The organism is Bacillus sp. 01N42_2, from assembly GCF_056399565.1.
The window spans coordinates 136,087-151,955 of record NZ_JBFTRO010000005.1 but is presented as its reverse complement, the minus strand read 5'-3'; the positions used below and the strand labels follow the sequence as shown (position 1 = coordinate 151,955).

Sequence of the window (15,869 nt, the reverse complement as noted above, 5' to 3'; positions counted from 1 at the left end):
TGCAAATAAATAGAACCAAGCCTCCGAAACGGATGTTAATCTTTTCACAACAGAAAAGAATGGAACAACAGGAAGCGGGAAAGACTAAAAGACGGAGTGATGAATATGAAAAAAATAATCGCATTTATTGTAGTAATCGCCCTTTTGGTTATTGCTTTCTTCTATGTATACAGCCGGACCGGCGATGTGTTTCCATCAAGCAACGCAGATCTGATTATTCTGTCTGAGCACGGAAAAAAAGAAATCAAAATTAAAGACAGGCAGAATGTAAAAGATATGCTCGATATCTTGAACCAAGGAAAACAAGTCAAACTGACCAAAAGCGTGTCTCCCGATTACAACGGAACGGTCAAATACCATGAAGACCGTTTTGATTCATTCAGCATGTGGCTCGAAAGCGGCAATTATATGACGTACAAGTATAAAAACACGTATTACAAACTGACCCGGCATGATACGTTGCTTGTGCAAAGCATCATTAAGGAAGAATCGCAGAGCTGACCGGATCAGTTCATGTAAAAGCGAAGCCCTCAGGCTTCGCTTTTCGTCTGTCATTTCGGAAGCATGTCCCGAACCGCCCGTCTCAGCAGCTTCCCGGTCGCGTTCTTCGGAATCTCATCAAGAAAAACCACTTCCGCCGGGCGCTTATATTTTGCTAAATGCTGTTCACAGTAATCAACAACGGCCTGCTCTGTCAGCTCACCATCCGCAGGCACTATATAAGCATGCACCGCTTCCCCCGTTTTGGCGTCAGGAACGCCGATGACCACGGCTTCTTTAATGCCCTCATGGCTGTAGAGCACTTCTTCTACTTCGCGCGGATAGACGTTGTATCCGCCGACGAGAATCATATCTTTTTTTCTGTCGACGATATAAAAATAACCGTCTTCATCGCGCTTCGCCAAATCACCCGTGTACAGCCAGCCGTCCTTCAGCGCGTGTTCCGTCTCCTCCGGCATCTTGTAATAGCCTTTCATCACATTCGGCCCTTTCACGATCAATTCCCCCACTTGATGAGCGGGCAGCTCTCGACCGAGCGTATCAACGACTTTATTTTCGACATGCAAAATATTCGTCCCGATTGAGCCGGGCTTTCTCCCCCGGTCAAACGGATTGAAACAAGTAACCGGCGACGCTTCAGAAAGTCCGTATCCTTCCAAAATGGTGACATTAAAGGTTTGTTCAAACGTCTGCAGCAGAGCGACCGGCATCGAAGCTCCGCCTGAAATGCAGAGCCTGATAGACGCAAAATCCTCCGCTTTGCCGTGCTCATATTGATACAGGTAGTTATACATCGTCGGAACGCCTGCAAAAATAGTTGCCTGCCGGCGTTTAATCAGTTTAAACACAGAGGCCGGGCTGAATTGCGGCTCGATTAATACACACGCTCCGCTCATCAGAGGCGCATTCATACAAACGGTTAAACAAAAAACGTGAAACATCGGCAATGCGGCTACAATTTTATCTTTCTCATTCATTCCTAAGTATCCGGCGACATCATTTGCGTTGGAAAAAAGATTCTGATGGGTGAGCATGGCGCCTTTCGGTTTTCCCGTCGTCCCTGAGGTATATAAAATGACGGCAGTATCATCTTGGGACAATGTCGGATAGGTTCTGGTGCGCTCCGCTGGACGGAGCATTTTTGTAAACGTTGTCATTTTCAAGCGCAATTGAGGGTCTTCTGTCGATGGAGCGTTCTCTGCGGTCTGACTGATGATGATATGCTCCACTAGCGGCAGTGAGCCGTGCAGGCTTTCAAATACGGGAATTAAAAGGTCGATGCCGGCGATCGCTTTGACATCGCCGTTTTTCATCATATATGCGATCTCTGAAGGTGTGTATGCCGGATTAACAGGTATGACGACAACTCCCGCTTTTAACGCGCCGAAAAACGCAATGACAAAATCAGGCGTATTTCCGAGCAGCAAAGCGAGATGATCCCCTTTTTTCAGTCCCCTGTCTTCCAATCCGTTTGCAAATGCTTCGATTTTACCTGCCAGCTCCTCATACGTCATGTACTGATCTTGAAACAGACAAGCCGGTTTTTCCGGTTTCTGTGATGCCGTTTCTTCCAATTTGGAAACCAGATTCATTTTCCCACCCCTTTAAAAATGTAATGAATGAATAGTCATTCATTTCTCCGGAATAAACGTTCACTTTCATTATAGAAAAATATAGAAAAACACTCAAGGGCTAAAAGCCCCGAGTGCCGTAAAACCGGAAACTATAATTGTTTCAGCGCTTCTCTGATGGGCGTGCTGCCCGCCGTCAGATCGAACGCCTTTTCAAACGTATTCGGTTCATTAAGGGATGCGATAACGGTCTTGGCGACATCGTCTCTTGAAATGGAGCCTCTTTCTAAATCGGCGGCGGCATTGATATTGCCCGTGCCGGGATCATTTAATAACCCGCCGGGACGGATAATCGTATACGTCAAACCGCTCGCTTCAAGAATTTTGTCCGCATAATGTTTAGCGGCATAATACGGCTTCAGCGATTCATTCCAGTTGGCCCGGTTATGAGCCTGAAGGGCGCTCACCATAATAAACCGCTTAATGCCGGCTTTTTTTGCCGCTTCTATCGCTTTTGCCGCTCCGTCAAGATCAATCAAAAGCGTCTTATCATAGCCGGTGCTTCCTCCTGATCCGGCGGTAAAAACCATCGCGTCACAACCCTCGGCGGCTTTCGCGATGTCTTCCGCACTTCCTTCCAGATCGGCAAGAACGGCTTCTGTTCCCGCAGCTTGAAGCGCTTCTTTCTGCTCTTCTTTCCGGACCATCGCCCGAAGCGTATGGGTGCCGTCTTTTTGAAACAGCCCGGTCAGCCGCTGTCCGATCTGTCCGTTTGCTCCGATGAGAAATACTTTCATCATGATCCCTCCCTATCTATTATGGTTCTATCATTTCATAAAAACGGGCGCTGATTCAAATCATGCGGTTCGGCAAGTGTTCTAATAAATCAGTTCGAGAAAGTCTTCCAGCTCTATTTTGCCGAAATACTGTTTCAGCTCAATTCCGGCCAGCGCCTCCCTGATCGCGGTTCTGTCATACTGTTTTCCGATCAGCGCCTGTTCGACTTCACTCACATCTTTCGCACCGAAAAAATCACCGAAAATTTTGCAGTCTTGAATGATTCCTTTTTTCACTTCAAGGCGCAGATCAATTGATCCGACCGGATAACGTTTGGAATGCTGAAGATTGAATGCCGGCGACCTGCCGAAATTCCAGTCCCAGTTTTGATAACGCTCTTCAGAAATCTTCCGGATCGCTTTCCAGTCTACATCCGTCAGCTTATATTCCGGCACTTTGGAAAGATCATTTGTATTAAAAATATGGTGAAGCAGATGCTTTTTGAATTCATCGGCCGTCATTTTGTCATCAAGAAACTCGCTGATGTTGGCGACACGGCTTCTGATTGATTTAATGCCCTTTGATTCAATTTTGTCTTTTTTCACTTTCAGCGCTGACACAACATGGTCAATGGCCGAATCCAGCATTAATGTTCCGTGGCTGAAAATCCGCCCTTTCGTCGAGAATTGAGCGTTGCCGGAAATTTTTCTGCCATCTGCGACAATGTCGTTGCGGCCGCTTAATTCAGCTTCCACACCGAGCTGGCGCAGCGCCTGAATGACGGGTTCGGTGAATTTTTTAAAATTGTGAAAGCTGTCTCCGTCATCCTTTGTGATAAAACTGAAATTCAAATTTCCGAGATCGTGATAAACCGCGCCGCCTCCTGACAGTCTGCGGACGACAATGATTCCGTTATCTTCTACGTATTTCGTGTTGATTTCTTCTATTGTATTTTGATTCTTCCCGATGATAATCGACGGCTGATTGACATAAAAAAGCAGGTACGTCTGTTCAGGGTCGAGATGCTTCACGCAATATTCTTCGATCGCGAGGTTGATCCTCGGATCGGTTATGTTTTGGTTGTCAATAAATAACATGGTGCTCCTCCTCTATTTCTCCCACTTCAATCCGGAGGCCGCGATTTTCACTTCGCCCCCGAACACGGTTTCCGCTTCTTCTTTCAGTTTGCGGTGCTCGCCGAAGTGAGGCAGATGCGTGAGAATCAGCTCCCCCGCTCCCGCCTCCTTCGCGATACGTCCGGCTTCCAAGCTGTTCATATGGCCGGCTGACGTGCCGTCCTGGTCTGCGTAAAAATTGCACTCGCAGATCAGCAGATCGGCATTTTCCGCAAACGGAATAAACGAGTCCTGATAGCTTGAATCAGCCGTATACACAACGGAAGCAGAACCGTCAGTAATGCGCATCGCATAACAAGTGACCGGATGCACCGTTTTCAGGAAGGTAATCGTGAACGGCCCGGCAGAAAGCGGACGGTCCGGCTGATAGGCCATTCCCTTTGTATGCGTTTTGTATGTAAGACGCTCAAACTGTTCTATATCAGCATCATGCCCGTAAATCGGCAGCGCATCCGTCCCTTTTCCAAGAAATGAGCCGACCTGCTTGGCAAATTGAAGCGGTCCGATATCAGCGATGTGGTCATGATGATAATGGGACAAAATCACGGCATCAAGCTCTTCTGCCGGTACATAGGCAAACAGCTTTGATAATACGGCGCTTCCGCAATCGACGAGCAAAGAATAACCGCCGGACTGAAACAGATAGCCTGAAGTTGCTTCATTTGCGGCCGGAAACCCGCCGCAGCATCCAATAACTGTAACTTTCATAGCATCCTCCGAATGTTTAAGATAAAAAGATCCTTTCCTTCAATATACCTATTTTTCGTATAAATTGCATGTTTTAAACATTGTGCCAAAACAGCCGTTGATTTTCATTAACTGTTATAATACAATGTAAAGACAACACAACGAAAGAGGGATGGGTATGTTGGATAAAATAACAGAATTTTTTAGAAATCTGCCCGGTAAAAAGTGTGCGGAATGCGGCAAAGAAATAGCTGAACAGCATGAATGCTATGGAAATGTTTGTGACGATTGCTTAAAAATAAAGGATATGTGACAATAGGGTGCCGCACAGTCAAAAGGGTGCGGCACCTTTATTTTTCGGCCGGCGCCGTACTTTCTGAATAGGGCGTTATCCACCATTATTAGCAATTATCTGTATGTTTTGTACAATTCAGTATTTTCAATCTATATTTTTTTATAGACGAATTGTTTTCTTTTCTATTATAATTTGTTCTAATAGCTATCTTTTTAGATACTTATTGCACTTTTTTCTTCGGGAGGTAATCTATGAAAAAATTACGTTTTGGATTAGCGACGCAAATTTTCGTCGGACTCATACTAGGGGTTGTAGTCGGTGTCATCTGGTATGGCAATCCTGCTGTTCCAACTTATTTACAGCCTATCGGCGATTTGTTTTTACGCTTAATCAAAATGATCGTGATTCCAATCGTCGTCTCCAGCTTAATCATCGGCGTTGCCGGCGCGGGAAGCGGAAAACAGGTCGGAAAATTAGGCTTCAAAACGATTTTGTATTTTGAGATCATTACCACTTTCGCCATCATTCTCGGACTGGCTTTGGCAAATCTTTTTCATCCGGGAACAGGCGTTAATATACATGAGGCTCAAAAAACAGATATCAGTCAATATGTTGAAACAGAAAAAGAACAAAATAATAAATCCATCGCGGACACATTCCTGCATATTGTACCGACAAACTTCTTCCAATCATTGGCCGAAGGAGATCTGCTTGCCATCATCTGCTTTACCGTGCTGTTTGCACTCGGCATCTCGGCAATCGGTGAAAAAGGAAAGCCCGTATTGGCCTTCTTTGAAGGTGTTTCTCATGCGATGTTCCACGTTGTGAACCTGGTCATGAAAGTTGCTCCGTTTGGTGTTTTTGCATTGATTGGTGTTACCGTTTCCAAATTTGGGCTCAGTTCCCTGCTTTCACTCGGTAAACTGGTCGGTTTAGTATATGTAGCTTTGGCTTTCTTTCTCATTGTTGTATTCGGAATCGTCGGAAAGCTTGCCGGGGTTAACATTTTCAAATTCCTCGCCTATATGAAGGATGAAATTTTATTGGCGTTCAGTACGTCAAGCTCCGAAACTGTACTCCCTCGTGTTATGGAAAAAATGGAGAAAATCGGATGTCCGAAAGGTATTGTTTCATTTGTTGTGCCGATCGGATATACCTTTAACTTAGACGGATCTGTGCTGTACCAATCTATCGCCGCAATATTCCTCGCTCAGGTATACCACGTTGACTTGTCCATTTGGCAGCAGATTACCCTTGTGCTTGTCTTGATGGTCACTTCCAAAGGAATGGCTGCCGTGCCCGGGACTTCTTTCGTCGTCCTGCTTGCGACACTAGGCGCATTCAACATTCCTGCAGAAGGCCTTGCATTCATCGCCGGTGTTGACCGGATTATGGACATGGCCCGTACGGTCGTCAATCTGACCGGAAACGCGCTGGCATCCGTTGTGATGTCAAAATGGGAAGGTCAGTATGATCCCGCTAAAGGCGCGAAGGTCATGAGCCTCGCCAAAACAGAACAAAACACAACCATCTCAGGTTAAACGAAAACCCTGCACGGAACTTTTTCCGCGCAGGGTTTTTTTATGCCATCGGCGATAGAACGTACCGGTACAAAAGCTTCGCCGTATTAAGAAGCGATAATTCGTGCGTGCGTTCAAAGGCGTGTGACGCGTCAATTCCCGGGCCGATCAGCCCGTGGACGATGTCATGGCCCGAACGGATAGCTGCTGAGGCATCAGAACCGTAATACGGATAGATATCAAGCTGATAATCAATGCCATAGCGCTCCGCAAGCCCGGCCAGATGTTTTCTGAGCTGATAATGATACGGGCCGCTTGCATCCTTCACGCAAATAGAGACGGTATATTCATCCGTAGACTGGCCGTCGCCGATCGCTCCCATATCAACAGCCAAGTATTCGACGGTTTCAGGCGGAATGTTGGAATTGCCGCCGTAGCCGATTTCTTCATTATTAGAAATCAGAAAGTGCGTCGTATACGGAAGTTCGATTTTCTCTTCTGTGATGCGGCGGATTAAGTTCAGGAGCAGGGCCACACTCGCTTTATCATCAAGATGCCGGGATTTTATAAAACCGCTCGGTGTCATCTGCACGCGCGGATCAAATGAAATGAAATCGCCGACCCTGATGCCGAGATTGGAGGTCTCCTCCTTCGTCCGGACAGGCTCATCAAGGCGGACTTCCATATTCTCCTGATTCCGCTCTGCCTTGCCGGCGTCCTTGTAGACGTGCACTGAAGTCTGATGCATTAAAATGGTGCCTGTATAGGTTTTGCCGGAAGCAGTTTGGATCTCGCAATATTCCCCTTCAATCGAGTTGTATCGGAAGCCGCCGATCAAGTCAATCTTCAGCCGGCCGTCCGCCTTTATTTCCTTTACCATCGCGCCGAGCGTATCGACATGCGCCGTCAGCAATCTGTGTTTCTTGTCATCACGGCCGGGAATCGTGACAAAAAGACCGCCTTTGCGGTTTCTGTAAGAGGAGACGCCCCAGTCTTTTAAAAGACTTTCTGTATAGGCGATAACCTCGTATGTATTGCCCGTCGGACTCGGAATCGACACCAGTTTTTTAATCAGTTCCATCGTATGTTTCATATCTGCCACAGGTCATTCCTCCTATCAATTTGATTCTTCTTAAAATATACTCTTTTGATCCACAACCCGTCCAATCTTTTCCTTCTCTTTTTTCATAAGATGAAGGGAGCATGGGGATAGGAGGGAAATGTATGATCAGCCGTAAATCGCATAAGCGGAAAAGGTTTCATAAAGATTGGTTTGAGGATTGGTTTGAGGATGATTGGTTTGATGCAGACTCCTTCTGGTGCTGTAAAAAAGACAAAGATCCCTGCAAGAAGAAAAAAGAAGAAGAACCTTGTAAGAAGAAAAAGGAAAGAAAGCATCATCATTCATGCCGCCATCATCGCCGCCACTGCTGCCGTCATTGGTAATATCACACAAGCCCGTTTTATAAATAGATGTCTCATGCTCCCCAACCAGCGGATGCTGCTTGGGTTTTTTTATTAAAATTAGTACCAAGTATTAATATCTGGTGTTATAATCTGATTATAAAGGAGTGATTCATCATGTCAAAATCTAAAATTACAGCAATCGGTACATATGCTCCGGCACGCCGATTAACAAATGCGGATTTGGAGCGCATCGTCGATACATCTGATGAATGGATCGTCCAGCGTACCGGCATGAAGGAAAGACGTATTGCCGGCGAACATGAATTCACATCGGATTTATGTATAGAAGCGGTGAAAAACCTTGCAGAACGATACAGCGGGACCCTTGATGATGTCGATATGATCCTTGTCGCTACAACGACGGCGGACTATGCGTTTCCAAGCACTGCGGCACGCGTGCAGGCTCATTTCGGCTGGCCTCACACCGGCGCCCTTGATATTAACGCCACATGCGCCGGACTCACATACGGCCTTCAGCTCGCAGACGCATTAATCACCGCCGGTTCTCATCAAAAAGTGATCGTGATTGCCGGTGAAACATTATCAAAAGTAACGGATTATACTGACCGGACGACCTGCGTCCTTTTCGGAGACGCTGCAGGCGCCTTATTGGTGGAACGCGACGAATCAGCGCCGGGCTTTTTGGCAGCCGTGCAAGGAACGGCCGGGAGCGGCGCGGACGTGCTGTATCGCACGGGGCTGAGCGCAGAATTAAACGGCGAGCCGCTTAAGGGCGGAGGAAACATGGTGCAAAACGGGCGCGAAGTATATAAATGGGCGGTCAGAACCGTGCCTGAGGAATGCAATGCCCTTTTAGAAAAAGCCGGCTTTTCAAAAGACGATCTGGATTGGTTCGTTCCTCACAGCGCCAACATGCGGATGATCGAATCCATCTGTGAAAAACTTCCTTTCCCGCTTGAACGGACATTGACAAGCGTTGAATATTACGGAAACACTTCATCGGTTTCTATTATTCTCGCTTTGGATGAAGCCGTGAAAGCGAAAAAACTGTCGGAAGGCCAGACACTGGTATTATTCGGGTTCGGCGGCGGATTGACGTATACCGGATTGCTGGTGAGATGGGGATTTTAATCGAACGATGATCGAAAGCTGAAAAAAGAGGCCCCGAGCATCTGCCCAGGGCCTCTTTTTCTTATGCTGTGATTTCTTCTTCCGCTTTGTGTTCTTTTTTGCTTTGCACCGTAAAGTACACGATGGTCAGCGCGATCATGACAACGGCAATGCCCAATAGAATCGATGCCTGCTGCCACATGTAGGCGTAATCGCCATTTGAAATGACGGCACGGAATCCGTTAATGCTGTACGTCATCGGCAGTGCCCCGTGAATCACTTGATAGAATCCAGGCAGAAGTTCAAGCGGGAAGGTTCCTCCGCTTGCCCCGAGCTGGAGCACCAGAATGATGACAGCGATAAAGCGTCCCGGATTTCCCATCGTGGTCGCTAATAATTGAATCATGGACAAGAACGCGATGCTGGTAATCATCGTAAAGAGATAGAATCTCCAAGTGCTTTCCACATCAAGCCCGATTCCTTTTAACAGAACCGTGGCGACTATAACAGATTGAATCAGTCCGACGAGCAGAATGACGCTGAATTTACTGAGGAACCATTCAAACCCGTTTCTCGGACGGCCCGAAGCTTCAGTCAGAGGGAATACGACCGTCAGCATCAATCCGCCGACATATAAGCCCATAGACAGGATATAAGGCGTCAGTCCCGTACCGTAGTTAGGCACGGAATGAATCGCGTTATCGTCTGTTTTTACCGGATCGGCAATCATGCTGTACGTTTTGTTATCTGTCTTAATGTCTCCGGTTTGATCGGCCGCATCTTTCAGCTGGCTGGACAATTGTCCGGTGCCGTCTAAAAGCTTGCTTAAACCGGTGCCGAGTGACGCTTGGCCCTGCTCAATTTTGGACGAACCGTCATGGACTTTGTTTTGTGCGTCCAGCAGTTTCGTTAAGCCGCCAGACACCTGGCCGCTCCCTGACACTAACGCTTCTGATCCTGATTTGAGCTGTCCGAACTTGCTGTTGTATTCGCCGATACCGGCCGTCAGTTTGTTTTGGCTTTCAAAGACGGTCTGCGCTCCGCTGTATAATTTGTCAGTTCCCGCTGTCAGCTGGTTAATCGCGTCTTGTACCGCCGCCGCGCCGTTATACAGTTTCGATGTGGACTGCGGCAGTGCTTTCAGCTGATCAGCCTTCGCTTTTACATCTTCCAGCGCGCTTTTTATAACTGACATATCCGGAAGCTGAACATCTCCGCCGGACGGAAGCTGGCTGACGATATTGTCTAAATCCGGAAGGTCAGCCTTCGGAAGCTTCTCATTCAGAAGCTGAACCAGTTTCGTTTTTTGCTCACCCGTTAAGAAATCACTGTCCTGAATCACCTTTTTGACCGCATCATCCCGGGCATCCAGGCTGTTTTTCAGATCAGAAAGCTTTTTCTTAAACTGCTGCAATTCCTTTTCAGTCTGCTCAAGCTCCCCAACCGCTTTTTCAATATCTGAGAGGTTGACTGAATTGATCGCATCTTCAAATGCCGCCGCTTTTTGCGATACTTCCTGCGCCTTACTGTTTAATGCGCTTAATCCATTCGTTAAATCCGGAAGCTTTTGCTGGAGCTGCTTATGCCCGTCAAGACTCGTTTTAAGCCCGCTGGCCACCTCGCCTCCTCCTGAAGCAATCTGTCCCGATTTGTCTTGAATGTCGGCGCTTGCGCTCTGCAGTTTTGCGATAGAGCTGTTAAGCGTTTGAATCCCGCTTGTCACTTTCGCCGCTCCGTCGGTAAGCTGCTGTGTTTTGTCGCTGATGGTTGCGGTACTTTCAGTAAGCTTCGCTAAATTTTCCTTCAGCTTGGCGCTGCCGTCTTTCGCGTTTTTCGTGCCATCGTCTATTTTCTTGGCGCCGCTGCTGGCTTTCCCGAGTCCTTTGGCAATATCTTTAAAGTTGTCAAAAATGACTTTTGCGTATTGCTCTGTCACTTCTTTCGACACGGAGGCTTTCAGTTTATCGATCGCCTTTTCGCCGATTGTCGCCCCGACATAGTTGGATCCGGCGTTCGTATGATATTTCAGATCCAGCTTTTTCGGATTTTTATCCATTACCGTGCTGGCGTTTTTCGAAAAACCTTCAGGAATCTCGACCACTAAATAATATTTAGCATTTAATAAGTCCTTTAACGATTGATCAAGATCGCTTGAAAAATGCCAATCAAAATTATCATTTTTCTTTAATTCTTTCACAAGATCGTCACCGATCTGAAGATGTTTCCCTTCGTAGTCCGCCCCTTTATCCTGGTTGACAACGACTACCGGCAGCTGATCCACCGTGCCGTACGGGTCCCAGTACGCCTTCAAAAACACTCCGCTGTAAATCAGCGGAACGAATAATATGGCAATGATGGGGATTAACAGTTTCTTGCTCGTTACAATGTCTTTCCACTGGCTTTTTATTGTATTCAACCCTGTTGCCTCCTTCCGCAAACTGACTCATTTGACAAAACGGTCACGGCACCTAAAAAGTGAAGGATCATCTATTTAGATAATCCTTGACCAACATACATTTCCAGCAATTCGGCGATCGTCTCTTTTTCAAGAGGCGGATGGTTTTTTTCCCAGTCAAATATCAGCGCGATGTAAAGCTTAAGCATGACAAAAGCGGTCAGCTCCGGATCGCACGGTTTAATGCTCCCGTTTTCAATGGCATATTCTATCTTTTCTTTAATATATGACAGAATGGCCCGCTCCATTTTCGCAATGACATCCTGAACGGCTATTGTACCAATCTCGGCGTTCTCCTGAAAAATTTTAATCGTCAGCTGGTGTGTTTTTCTGAATTCCAAAATCGCGACAAGCGCCCGGTGGACATTTTCGTGAAATGAAAGCTCCGGTTTCATCGCTTCATCGGCGTGTTCCTTCATTTCTCTTAAAATAGTGGTGAAAATATCATCAAACAGTTCTTCCTTGTTTTTGAAAAACGTATAGATGGTTCCCTTCCCCACATTTGCCAGCTTCGCCACCAGATCCATTGTCGTTGCTTTGTAGCCGAATTGTGTAAAAGACTTCGTTGCCGCTTCCAGAATGAGCTTTTTCCGATCGACGGACATGTTTCCCACCTCGTTAAATTGACCGTTTGAACGTTTTAGTCATTTTGTACATAAGATAACTTATCACAGTCGCAAAGAAGATTCAAATGTTTTTTCTTTTTATTGGTGTTCCCTTTACAGAACGGGAACATGCAAAAAAACCTCCGTTTTAAGATAACGGAGGCTGGTACGTTTCAAATAAATAAGCCAGTGAATCATATACGGCAGCTTTTCCCTGGTCGATACAGTCTGGGATGCCCACCCCTTCAAAAGACGCGCCCGTCGCGTATACACCCGGATAGGAAGCTCTCAGCGCGTCTCTGAACTCTTTGATGCGCTCTTTATGACCGACATGGTACTGCGGCATGCTTTCGTTCCAGCGGGTCACACAGGTCATTTCCGGCTCGCCTTTGATATTCATTACTTTTTTCAAATCTTCCATTACGATGTTAATGATCTCGTTATCTGAAAGATCTACGATGGATTCATCTCCGGCTTTTCCGACGTACGCCCTGAGCAGTGTTTTGCCCTCCGGCGCCGCATGCGGCCATTTTTTGTTCGTCCATGTGCAGGCCGTGATGGAGAAGTCGCTGTTTCTTGAGATAACGAATCCCGTACCTTCATGCTCCATCTTGACGGCTCCCTCAGGAAAACCTAAGGCGACGTTGGCGACGGATGTAGAATGCATGTCTTTGAGACATGAAACCGCCGGCAGATCAGAAAGCATTTTCGCCGCGGCTTTATGCGGCGCTGTTACAATGCATCCTTCCGCATGAAGCACTTTGCCGTTATCAAGCGTCACGGAATATCCTTTCTCCTCGCGGCCGATATGGGTGACTTTCGTGCCTTTCATCACTTTTGTCAGCGTAAGCTGCTTTTCCAGCTCCTCCACCAACGTTTGAAGCCCTGTTGTCAGCGTTAAAAACTGCCCCTGCTTTTTGGCCGTCAGCTGCTGTCCTGAAGGCTGCGGACGCGATTTTTTCATGCCGAGAATCAGGCTTCTGTGCTTTTGCTCAGTCTGATAGAATTGCGGAAATGTGGACATGAGGCTCAGCTTATCAATATCTCCGGCATAGATCCCTGACAAAAGCGGTTCTATTAAATTCTCAACAACTTCGTCACCGACGCGTCTGCGGAAAAATTCACCCAGAGACTGATCTTCCTTCGGTTTGCTCGCAGGCAGAACAAAATCCAGCGCCGCCCGCGCCTTTCCGGGAACAGAAAATAAGCCGGTGGAGATGAACGGAGCGATTTTTGTCGGGATGCCCATCACCGCGCCCTTCGGCATCGGATGAAGCGTCTCGTTGACGAGCACGTAAGACTGGCCGGTCGCATTGTTGACGAGCAGATGCTCAAGCCCTAAATCTTTTACGAGCTGGGGAGCGCTTTTTTTCCTTTCCAGAAAAGAATCCGGCCCCCGCTCAATGATGTAGCCGTCTTTATGCGCCGTCTGAATTTTGCCGCCCGCTCTCGGGCCCGCTTCAATCAGGGTGACCTCAAGCGGCAGCTGTTTTTCTTTGATTTCTTTTTCCATGTAGAAGGCGGCGGCTAATCCCGTTATGCCGCCGCCGATGATGACCAGATGTTTTTTATCGCCACTCATTTTTATCGCCTTCTTTACCGTTTAGTTCTACTTGTCCAGCTCTTTCAGCACGACCGCTGCAAGCGCGTCGATAAATTCGGGCTGTGCGTTCGGCATGGCCGGACGATAGTAGCTTGCGCCGACTTCATCGGTCACAGCTTTGCATTCGTAATCATTATCGTAAAGCACCTCTAAATGATCGGCAACGAAGCCTGCGGGCACGTATACAAATGCTTTATAAGGATGCTTTTGATACAGCTCGCGCGTGAGATCCTGCACATCCGGCCCGAGCCATGGATCAGGGGTGTTCCCTTCGCTCTGCCAGCCGACTGCGTAATCGGTAATTCCGGCGCCTTCGGCAATCAGTTTTGCGGATTCCTCCAGCTGGTCAGGATACGGATCGCCGTATTCTTTAATTTTTTCAGGAAGGCTGTGCGCTGAGACGATCAGCATCGCGTCATCCCGTTCTTCTTTCGGCATTGATTCATACGTTTTCTTCACCTGGCTGACCCAATAATCAACGAATTTCGGTTCATCATACCAGCTTTCAACCGACTTGATGGTCAAGCCGCCAAGCTTCTCCGCTTCTTCTTTGGCGCGTTTGTTGTATGACTGGACGCTGAATGTTGAAAAATGAGGGGCGAGCACCAGGCTGACAGCTTCTGTAATGCCGTCTTTATGCATGTCCGCCACCGCGTCTTCGATAAACGGTTCAATATGTTTTAATCCGATGTACACTTTGAATGTGACGTCGTCCTGGATTTCATTTAAACGCTGTCCGAGCTTCTCCGCCTGCTCCTTCGTAATTTTTGCAAGCGGCGAAATGCCTCCTATCGCTTCATATCTGTCTTTTAAGTCTTGAAGCATGTGCGGCTCCGGCTTTCTTCCGCGTCTGATATGTGTATAATAACGTTCTATGTCTTCTTCTTTGTAAGGCGTTCCGTAAGCCATAACGAGAAGTCCCATTTTCTTTTTGCTGCTCATTTTGTTAAACACCTCTTTTGATGGTCTGTCTATCTTGATTTTGACAGGAAAATCTTCTTATAACCAACGATCTGCTCAGGAAGATTGTTCCCCTATTTTAGCCGCGGAGTATTCATGCACAAACGCCGTCAGCCTTTTCAGCGTTTCCGGGTTTACATCAGGGAATACGCCGTGTCCTAAATTGAAAATAAACCGATCCGTTTTCATACCCTGGTCAAGAATCGCTTTCGCTTTTTTCTCGATGACCTCCCAAGGCGCAAGAAGAAGCGACGGATCAAGATTGCCCTGAACCGTTTTTGTGATGCCTTGTTTTCTGGCTTCATCTATGCTGAGTCTCCAATCAAGACCGACAACGTCAAGAGGAAGGTCATGCCAGTCTCCGGCCAGGTGGCTTGCGCCTACGCCGAACATGATCAGCGGAACTTGTTCTGCTGAAAGCTCCCGGAAAATTCTGTCCATCACCGGTTTTATAAATTGCCGGTAATCTTCGCGGTTCAGCGCGCCGACCCAGGAATCAAAAATCTGAATGGCTTTTGCGCCGGCGTTAATCTGCGCTTTTGCATAAACGATAATCATATCCGCGAGCTTGTCCATCAGCATCTGCCACGCTTGCGGCATACTGTGCATGAACGCTTTTGTTTTGTTGTAATTTTTAGAAGGCCCGCCTTCAATCATATAACTGGCCAGCGTAAAAGGCGCTCCCGAAAAACCGATGAGCGGGACATTCAGCTGTTCGTTTACGAGTAATTTGATCGTTTCCAGCACGTAAGGAACATCCTGTTCGGGATTCAGTTCGCCGAGCTTTTCAATATCCGCAGCAGAGCGCACCGGCTGATCGATCACCGGGCCGATTCCGTTTTTAATTTCGACATCCACTCCGATATAAGGAAGAGGCGTCATAATATCTTTATATAAAATGGCAGCGTCCACTCCGTACTGCTCGACCGGGAGTCTCGTCACATACGCGCACAGCTCGGGCTGATGCGTAATTTCGACTAAGCCGTATTTTTCCTTCAGCTTGCGGTATTCCGGCTGTGACCTCCCCGCCTGTCTCATGTACCAGACAGGGACATGATTTGTTTTTTCTCCCCGTGCCGCTTTTAAAAACGTATCATTAAACGCTTCTCGTTTACTCATCTGAATTTCCACCTTTCCTCCTGCAACCATACGTTCGTGTTCTTCGCCCATTACACTATACCTTGTTTTTTCAAAATGGTATAGAATTGAGGCCTAATGTTC

General features: G+C 47.2%; 15 protein-coding genes. 5 read left to right on the top strand and 10 right to left on the bottom strand.

Going from position 1 to position 15,869, the window contains the following annotated elements:
• Positions 1–105: 105 nt before the first annotated feature.
• Positions 106–501, top strand: a complete 396-nt coding sequence (locus tag AC1DN5_RS13005) for a YhfM domain-containing protein (RefSeq protein WP_064778236.1) — start codon at positions 106–108, stop codon at positions 499–501.
• A 50-nt stretch (positions 502–551) separates the two neighbouring features.
• On the opposite strand, the gene AC1DN5_RS13000 is transcribed toward AC1DN5_RS13005, so the two are convergent.
• The 4 genes from AC1DN5_RS13000 to AC1DN5_RS12985 form a co-directional block, all read right to left on the bottom strand.
• Entirely contained in the window at positions 552–2,093 is a 1,542-nt protein-coding gene (locus AC1DN5_RS13000; protein ID WP_016938321.1) for a fatty acid--CoA ligase family protein, read from the bottom strand.
• A gap of 131 nt (positions 2,094–2,224) precedes the next feature.
• Positions 2,225–2,869 (bottom strand): SDR family oxidoreductase, encoded by a 645-nt coding sequence (locus AC1DN5_RS12995; protein ID WP_188153870.1) that lies wholly within the window; start codon positions 2,867–2,869, stop codon positions 2,225–2,227.
• An 81-nt stretch (positions 2,870–2,950) separates the two neighbouring features.
• Positions 2,951–3,946 carry a lipoate--protein ligase LplJ gene (lplJ, locus tag AC1DN5_RS12990; protein WP_064778239.1) on the bottom strand — a complete coding sequence of 332 codons (996 nt, stop codon included), beginning with the start codon at positions 3,944–3,946 and terminating at the stop codon, positions 2,951–2,953.
• 12 nt (positions 3,947–3,958) lie between these two features.
• Entirely contained in the window at positions 3,959–4,693 is a 735-nt protein-coding gene (locus AC1DN5_RS12985; protein WP_060963145.1) for an MBL fold metallo-hydrolase, read from the bottom strand.
• 157 nt (positions 4,694–4,850) lie between these two features.
• Here AC1DN5_RS12985 and yhfH point away from each other — a divergent pair, with 157 nt between their 5' ends.
• Both yhfH and AC1DN5_RS12975 read left to right on the top strand, forming a co-directional pair.
• Positions 4,851–4,985, top strand: a complete 135-nt coding sequence (yhfH, locus tag AC1DN5_RS12980) for a protein YhfH (protein ID WP_016938325.1) — start codon at positions 4,851–4,853, stop codon at positions 4,983–4,985.
• Between the two features lie 233 nt (positions 4,986–5,218).
• Complete coding sequence (locus AC1DN5_RS12975) at positions 5,219–6,508, top strand: cation:dicarboxylate symporter family transporter (RefSeq protein ID WP_016938326.1); 1,290 nt, start codon at positions 5,219–5,221, stop codon at positions 6,506–6,508.
• 40 nt (positions 6,509–6,548) lie between these two features.
• On the opposite strand, the gene AC1DN5_RS12970 is transcribed toward AC1DN5_RS12975, so the two are convergent.
• Positions 6,549–7,580 carry a M42 family metallopeptidase gene (locus AC1DN5_RS12970; protein ID WP_032864854.1) on the bottom strand — a complete coding sequence of 344 codons (1,032 nt, stop codon included), beginning with the start codon at positions 7,578–7,580 and terminating at the stop codon, positions 6,549–6,551.
• A 198-nt stretch (positions 7,581–7,778) separates the two neighbouring features.
• On the opposite strand from AC1DN5_RS12970, the gene AC1DN5_RS12965 reads away from it, so the two are divergent.
• Both AC1DN5_RS12965 and fabHB read left to right on the top strand, forming a co-directional pair.
• Positions 7,779–8,009: a hypothetical protein gene (locus tag AC1DN5_RS12965; protein WP_155816750.1), complete on the top strand. Its 231-nt coding sequence runs from the start codon at positions 7,779–7,781 to the stop codon at positions 8,007–8,009.
• A gap of 59 nt (positions 8,010–8,068) precedes the next feature.
• On the top strand, positions 8,069–9,046 hold the full coding sequence (gene fabHB / locus AC1DN5_RS12960) for a beta-ketoacyl-ACP synthase III FabHB (protein ID WP_045925275.1): 978 nt from the start codon (positions 8,069–8,071) through the stop codon (positions 9,044–9,046).
• Between the two features lie 61 nt (positions 9,047–9,107).
• Here fabHB and AC1DN5_RS12955 read toward each other — a convergent pair whose 3' ends face one another.
• The 5 genes from AC1DN5_RS12955 to hemE all read right to left on the bottom strand — a co-directional run bounded on the left by AC1DN5_RS12955 (position 9,108) and on the right by hemE (position 15,767).
• Positions 9,108–11,441, bottom strand: a complete 2,334-nt coding sequence (locus AC1DN5_RS12955) for a YhgE/Pip domain-containing protein (protein ID WP_366969587.1) — start codon at positions 11,439–11,441, stop codon at positions 9,108–9,110.
• A gap of 71 nt (positions 11,442–11,512) precedes the next feature.
• Positions 11,513–12,085: a TetR/AcrR family transcriptional regulator gene (locus AC1DN5_RS12950; RefSeq protein ID WP_016938331.1), complete on the bottom strand. Its 573-nt coding sequence runs from the start codon at positions 12,083–12,085 to the stop codon at positions 11,513–11,515.
• A 148-nt stretch (positions 12,086–12,233) separates the two neighbouring features.
• Entirely contained in the window at positions 12,234–13,667 is a 1,434-nt protein-coding gene (hemY, locus tag AC1DN5_RS12945; protein ID WP_016938332.1) for a protoporphyrinogen oxidase, read from the bottom strand.
• A 27-nt stretch (positions 13,668–13,694) separates the two neighbouring features.
• A complete protein-coding gene (hemH, locus tag AC1DN5_RS12940) occupies positions 13,695–14,630 on the bottom strand; it encodes a ferrochelatase (protein ID WP_016938333.1) in 936 nt (311 codons plus the stop codon).
• 75 nt (positions 14,631–14,705) lie between these two features.
• The gene (gene hemE / locus AC1DN5_RS12935) at positions 14,706–15,767 is read right to left on the bottom strand and encodes a uroporphyrinogen decarboxylase (RefSeq protein ID WP_029575331.1); all 1,062 of its coding nucleotides are present in this window, start codon (positions 15,765–15,767) and stop codon (positions 14,706–14,708) included.
• Between the last annotated feature and the right edge of the window lie 102 nt (positions 15,768–15,869).

What these genes read in the sequence shown, in the direction of transcription:
- AC1DN5_RS13005 (WP_064778236.1), top strand. Translation starts at nt 106, where the DNA reads ATGAAAAAAATAATCGCATTTATTGTAGTAATCGCCCTTTTGGTTATT.
- AC1DN5_RS13000 (WP_016938321.1), bottom strand. Translation starts at nt 2,093, where the DNA reads ATGAATCTGGTTTCCAAATTGGAAGAAACGGCATCACAGAAACCGGAA.
- AC1DN5_RS12995 (WP_188153870.1), bottom strand. Translation starts at nt 2,869, where the DNA reads ATGAAAGTATTTCTCATCGGAGCAAACGGACAGATCGGACAGCGGCTG.
- lplJ (WP_064778239.1), bottom strand. Translation starts at nt 3,946, where the DNA reads ATGTTATTTATTGACAACCAAAACATAACCGATCCGAGGATCAACCTC.
- AC1DN5_RS12985 (WP_060963145.1), bottom strand. Translation starts at nt 4,693, where the DNA reads ATGAAAGTTACAGTTATTGGATGCTGCGGCGGGTTTCCGGCCGCAAAT.
- yhfH (WP_016938325.1), top strand. Translation starts at nt 4,851, where the DNA reads ATGTTGGATAAAATAACAGAATTTTTTAGAAATCTGCCCGGTAAAAAG.
- AC1DN5_RS12975 (WP_016938326.1), top strand. Translation starts at nt 5,219, where the DNA reads ATGAAAAAATTACGTTTTGGATTAGCGACGCAAATTTTCGTCGGACTC.
- AC1DN5_RS12970 (WP_032864854.1), bottom strand. Translation starts at nt 7,580, where the DNA reads ATGAAACATACGATGGAACTGATTAAAAAACTGGTGTCGATTCCGAGT.
- AC1DN5_RS12965 (WP_155816750.1), top strand. Translation starts at nt 7,779, where the DNA reads ATGATTGGTTTGATGCAGACTCCTTCTGGTGCTGTAAAAAAGACAAAG.
- fabHB (WP_045925275.1), top strand. Translation starts at nt 8,069, where the DNA reads ATGTCAAAATCTAAAATTACAGCAATCGGTACATATGCTCCGGCACGC.
- AC1DN5_RS12950 (WP_016938331.1), bottom strand. Translation starts at nt 12,085, where the DNA reads ATGTCCGTCGATCGGAAAAAGCTCATTCTGGAAGCGGCAACGAAGTCT.
- hemY (WP_016938332.1), bottom strand. Translation starts at nt 13,667, where the DNA reads ATGAGTGGCGATAAAAAACATCTGGTCATCATCGGCGGCGGCATAACG.
- hemH (WP_016938333.1), bottom strand. Translation starts at nt 14,630, where the DNA reads ATGAGCAGCAAAAAGAAAATGGGACTTCTCGTTATGGCTTACGGAACG.
- hemE (WP_029575331.1), bottom strand. Translation starts at nt 15,767, where the DNA reads ATGAGTAAACGAGAAGCGTTTAATGATACGTTTTTAAAAGCGGCACGG.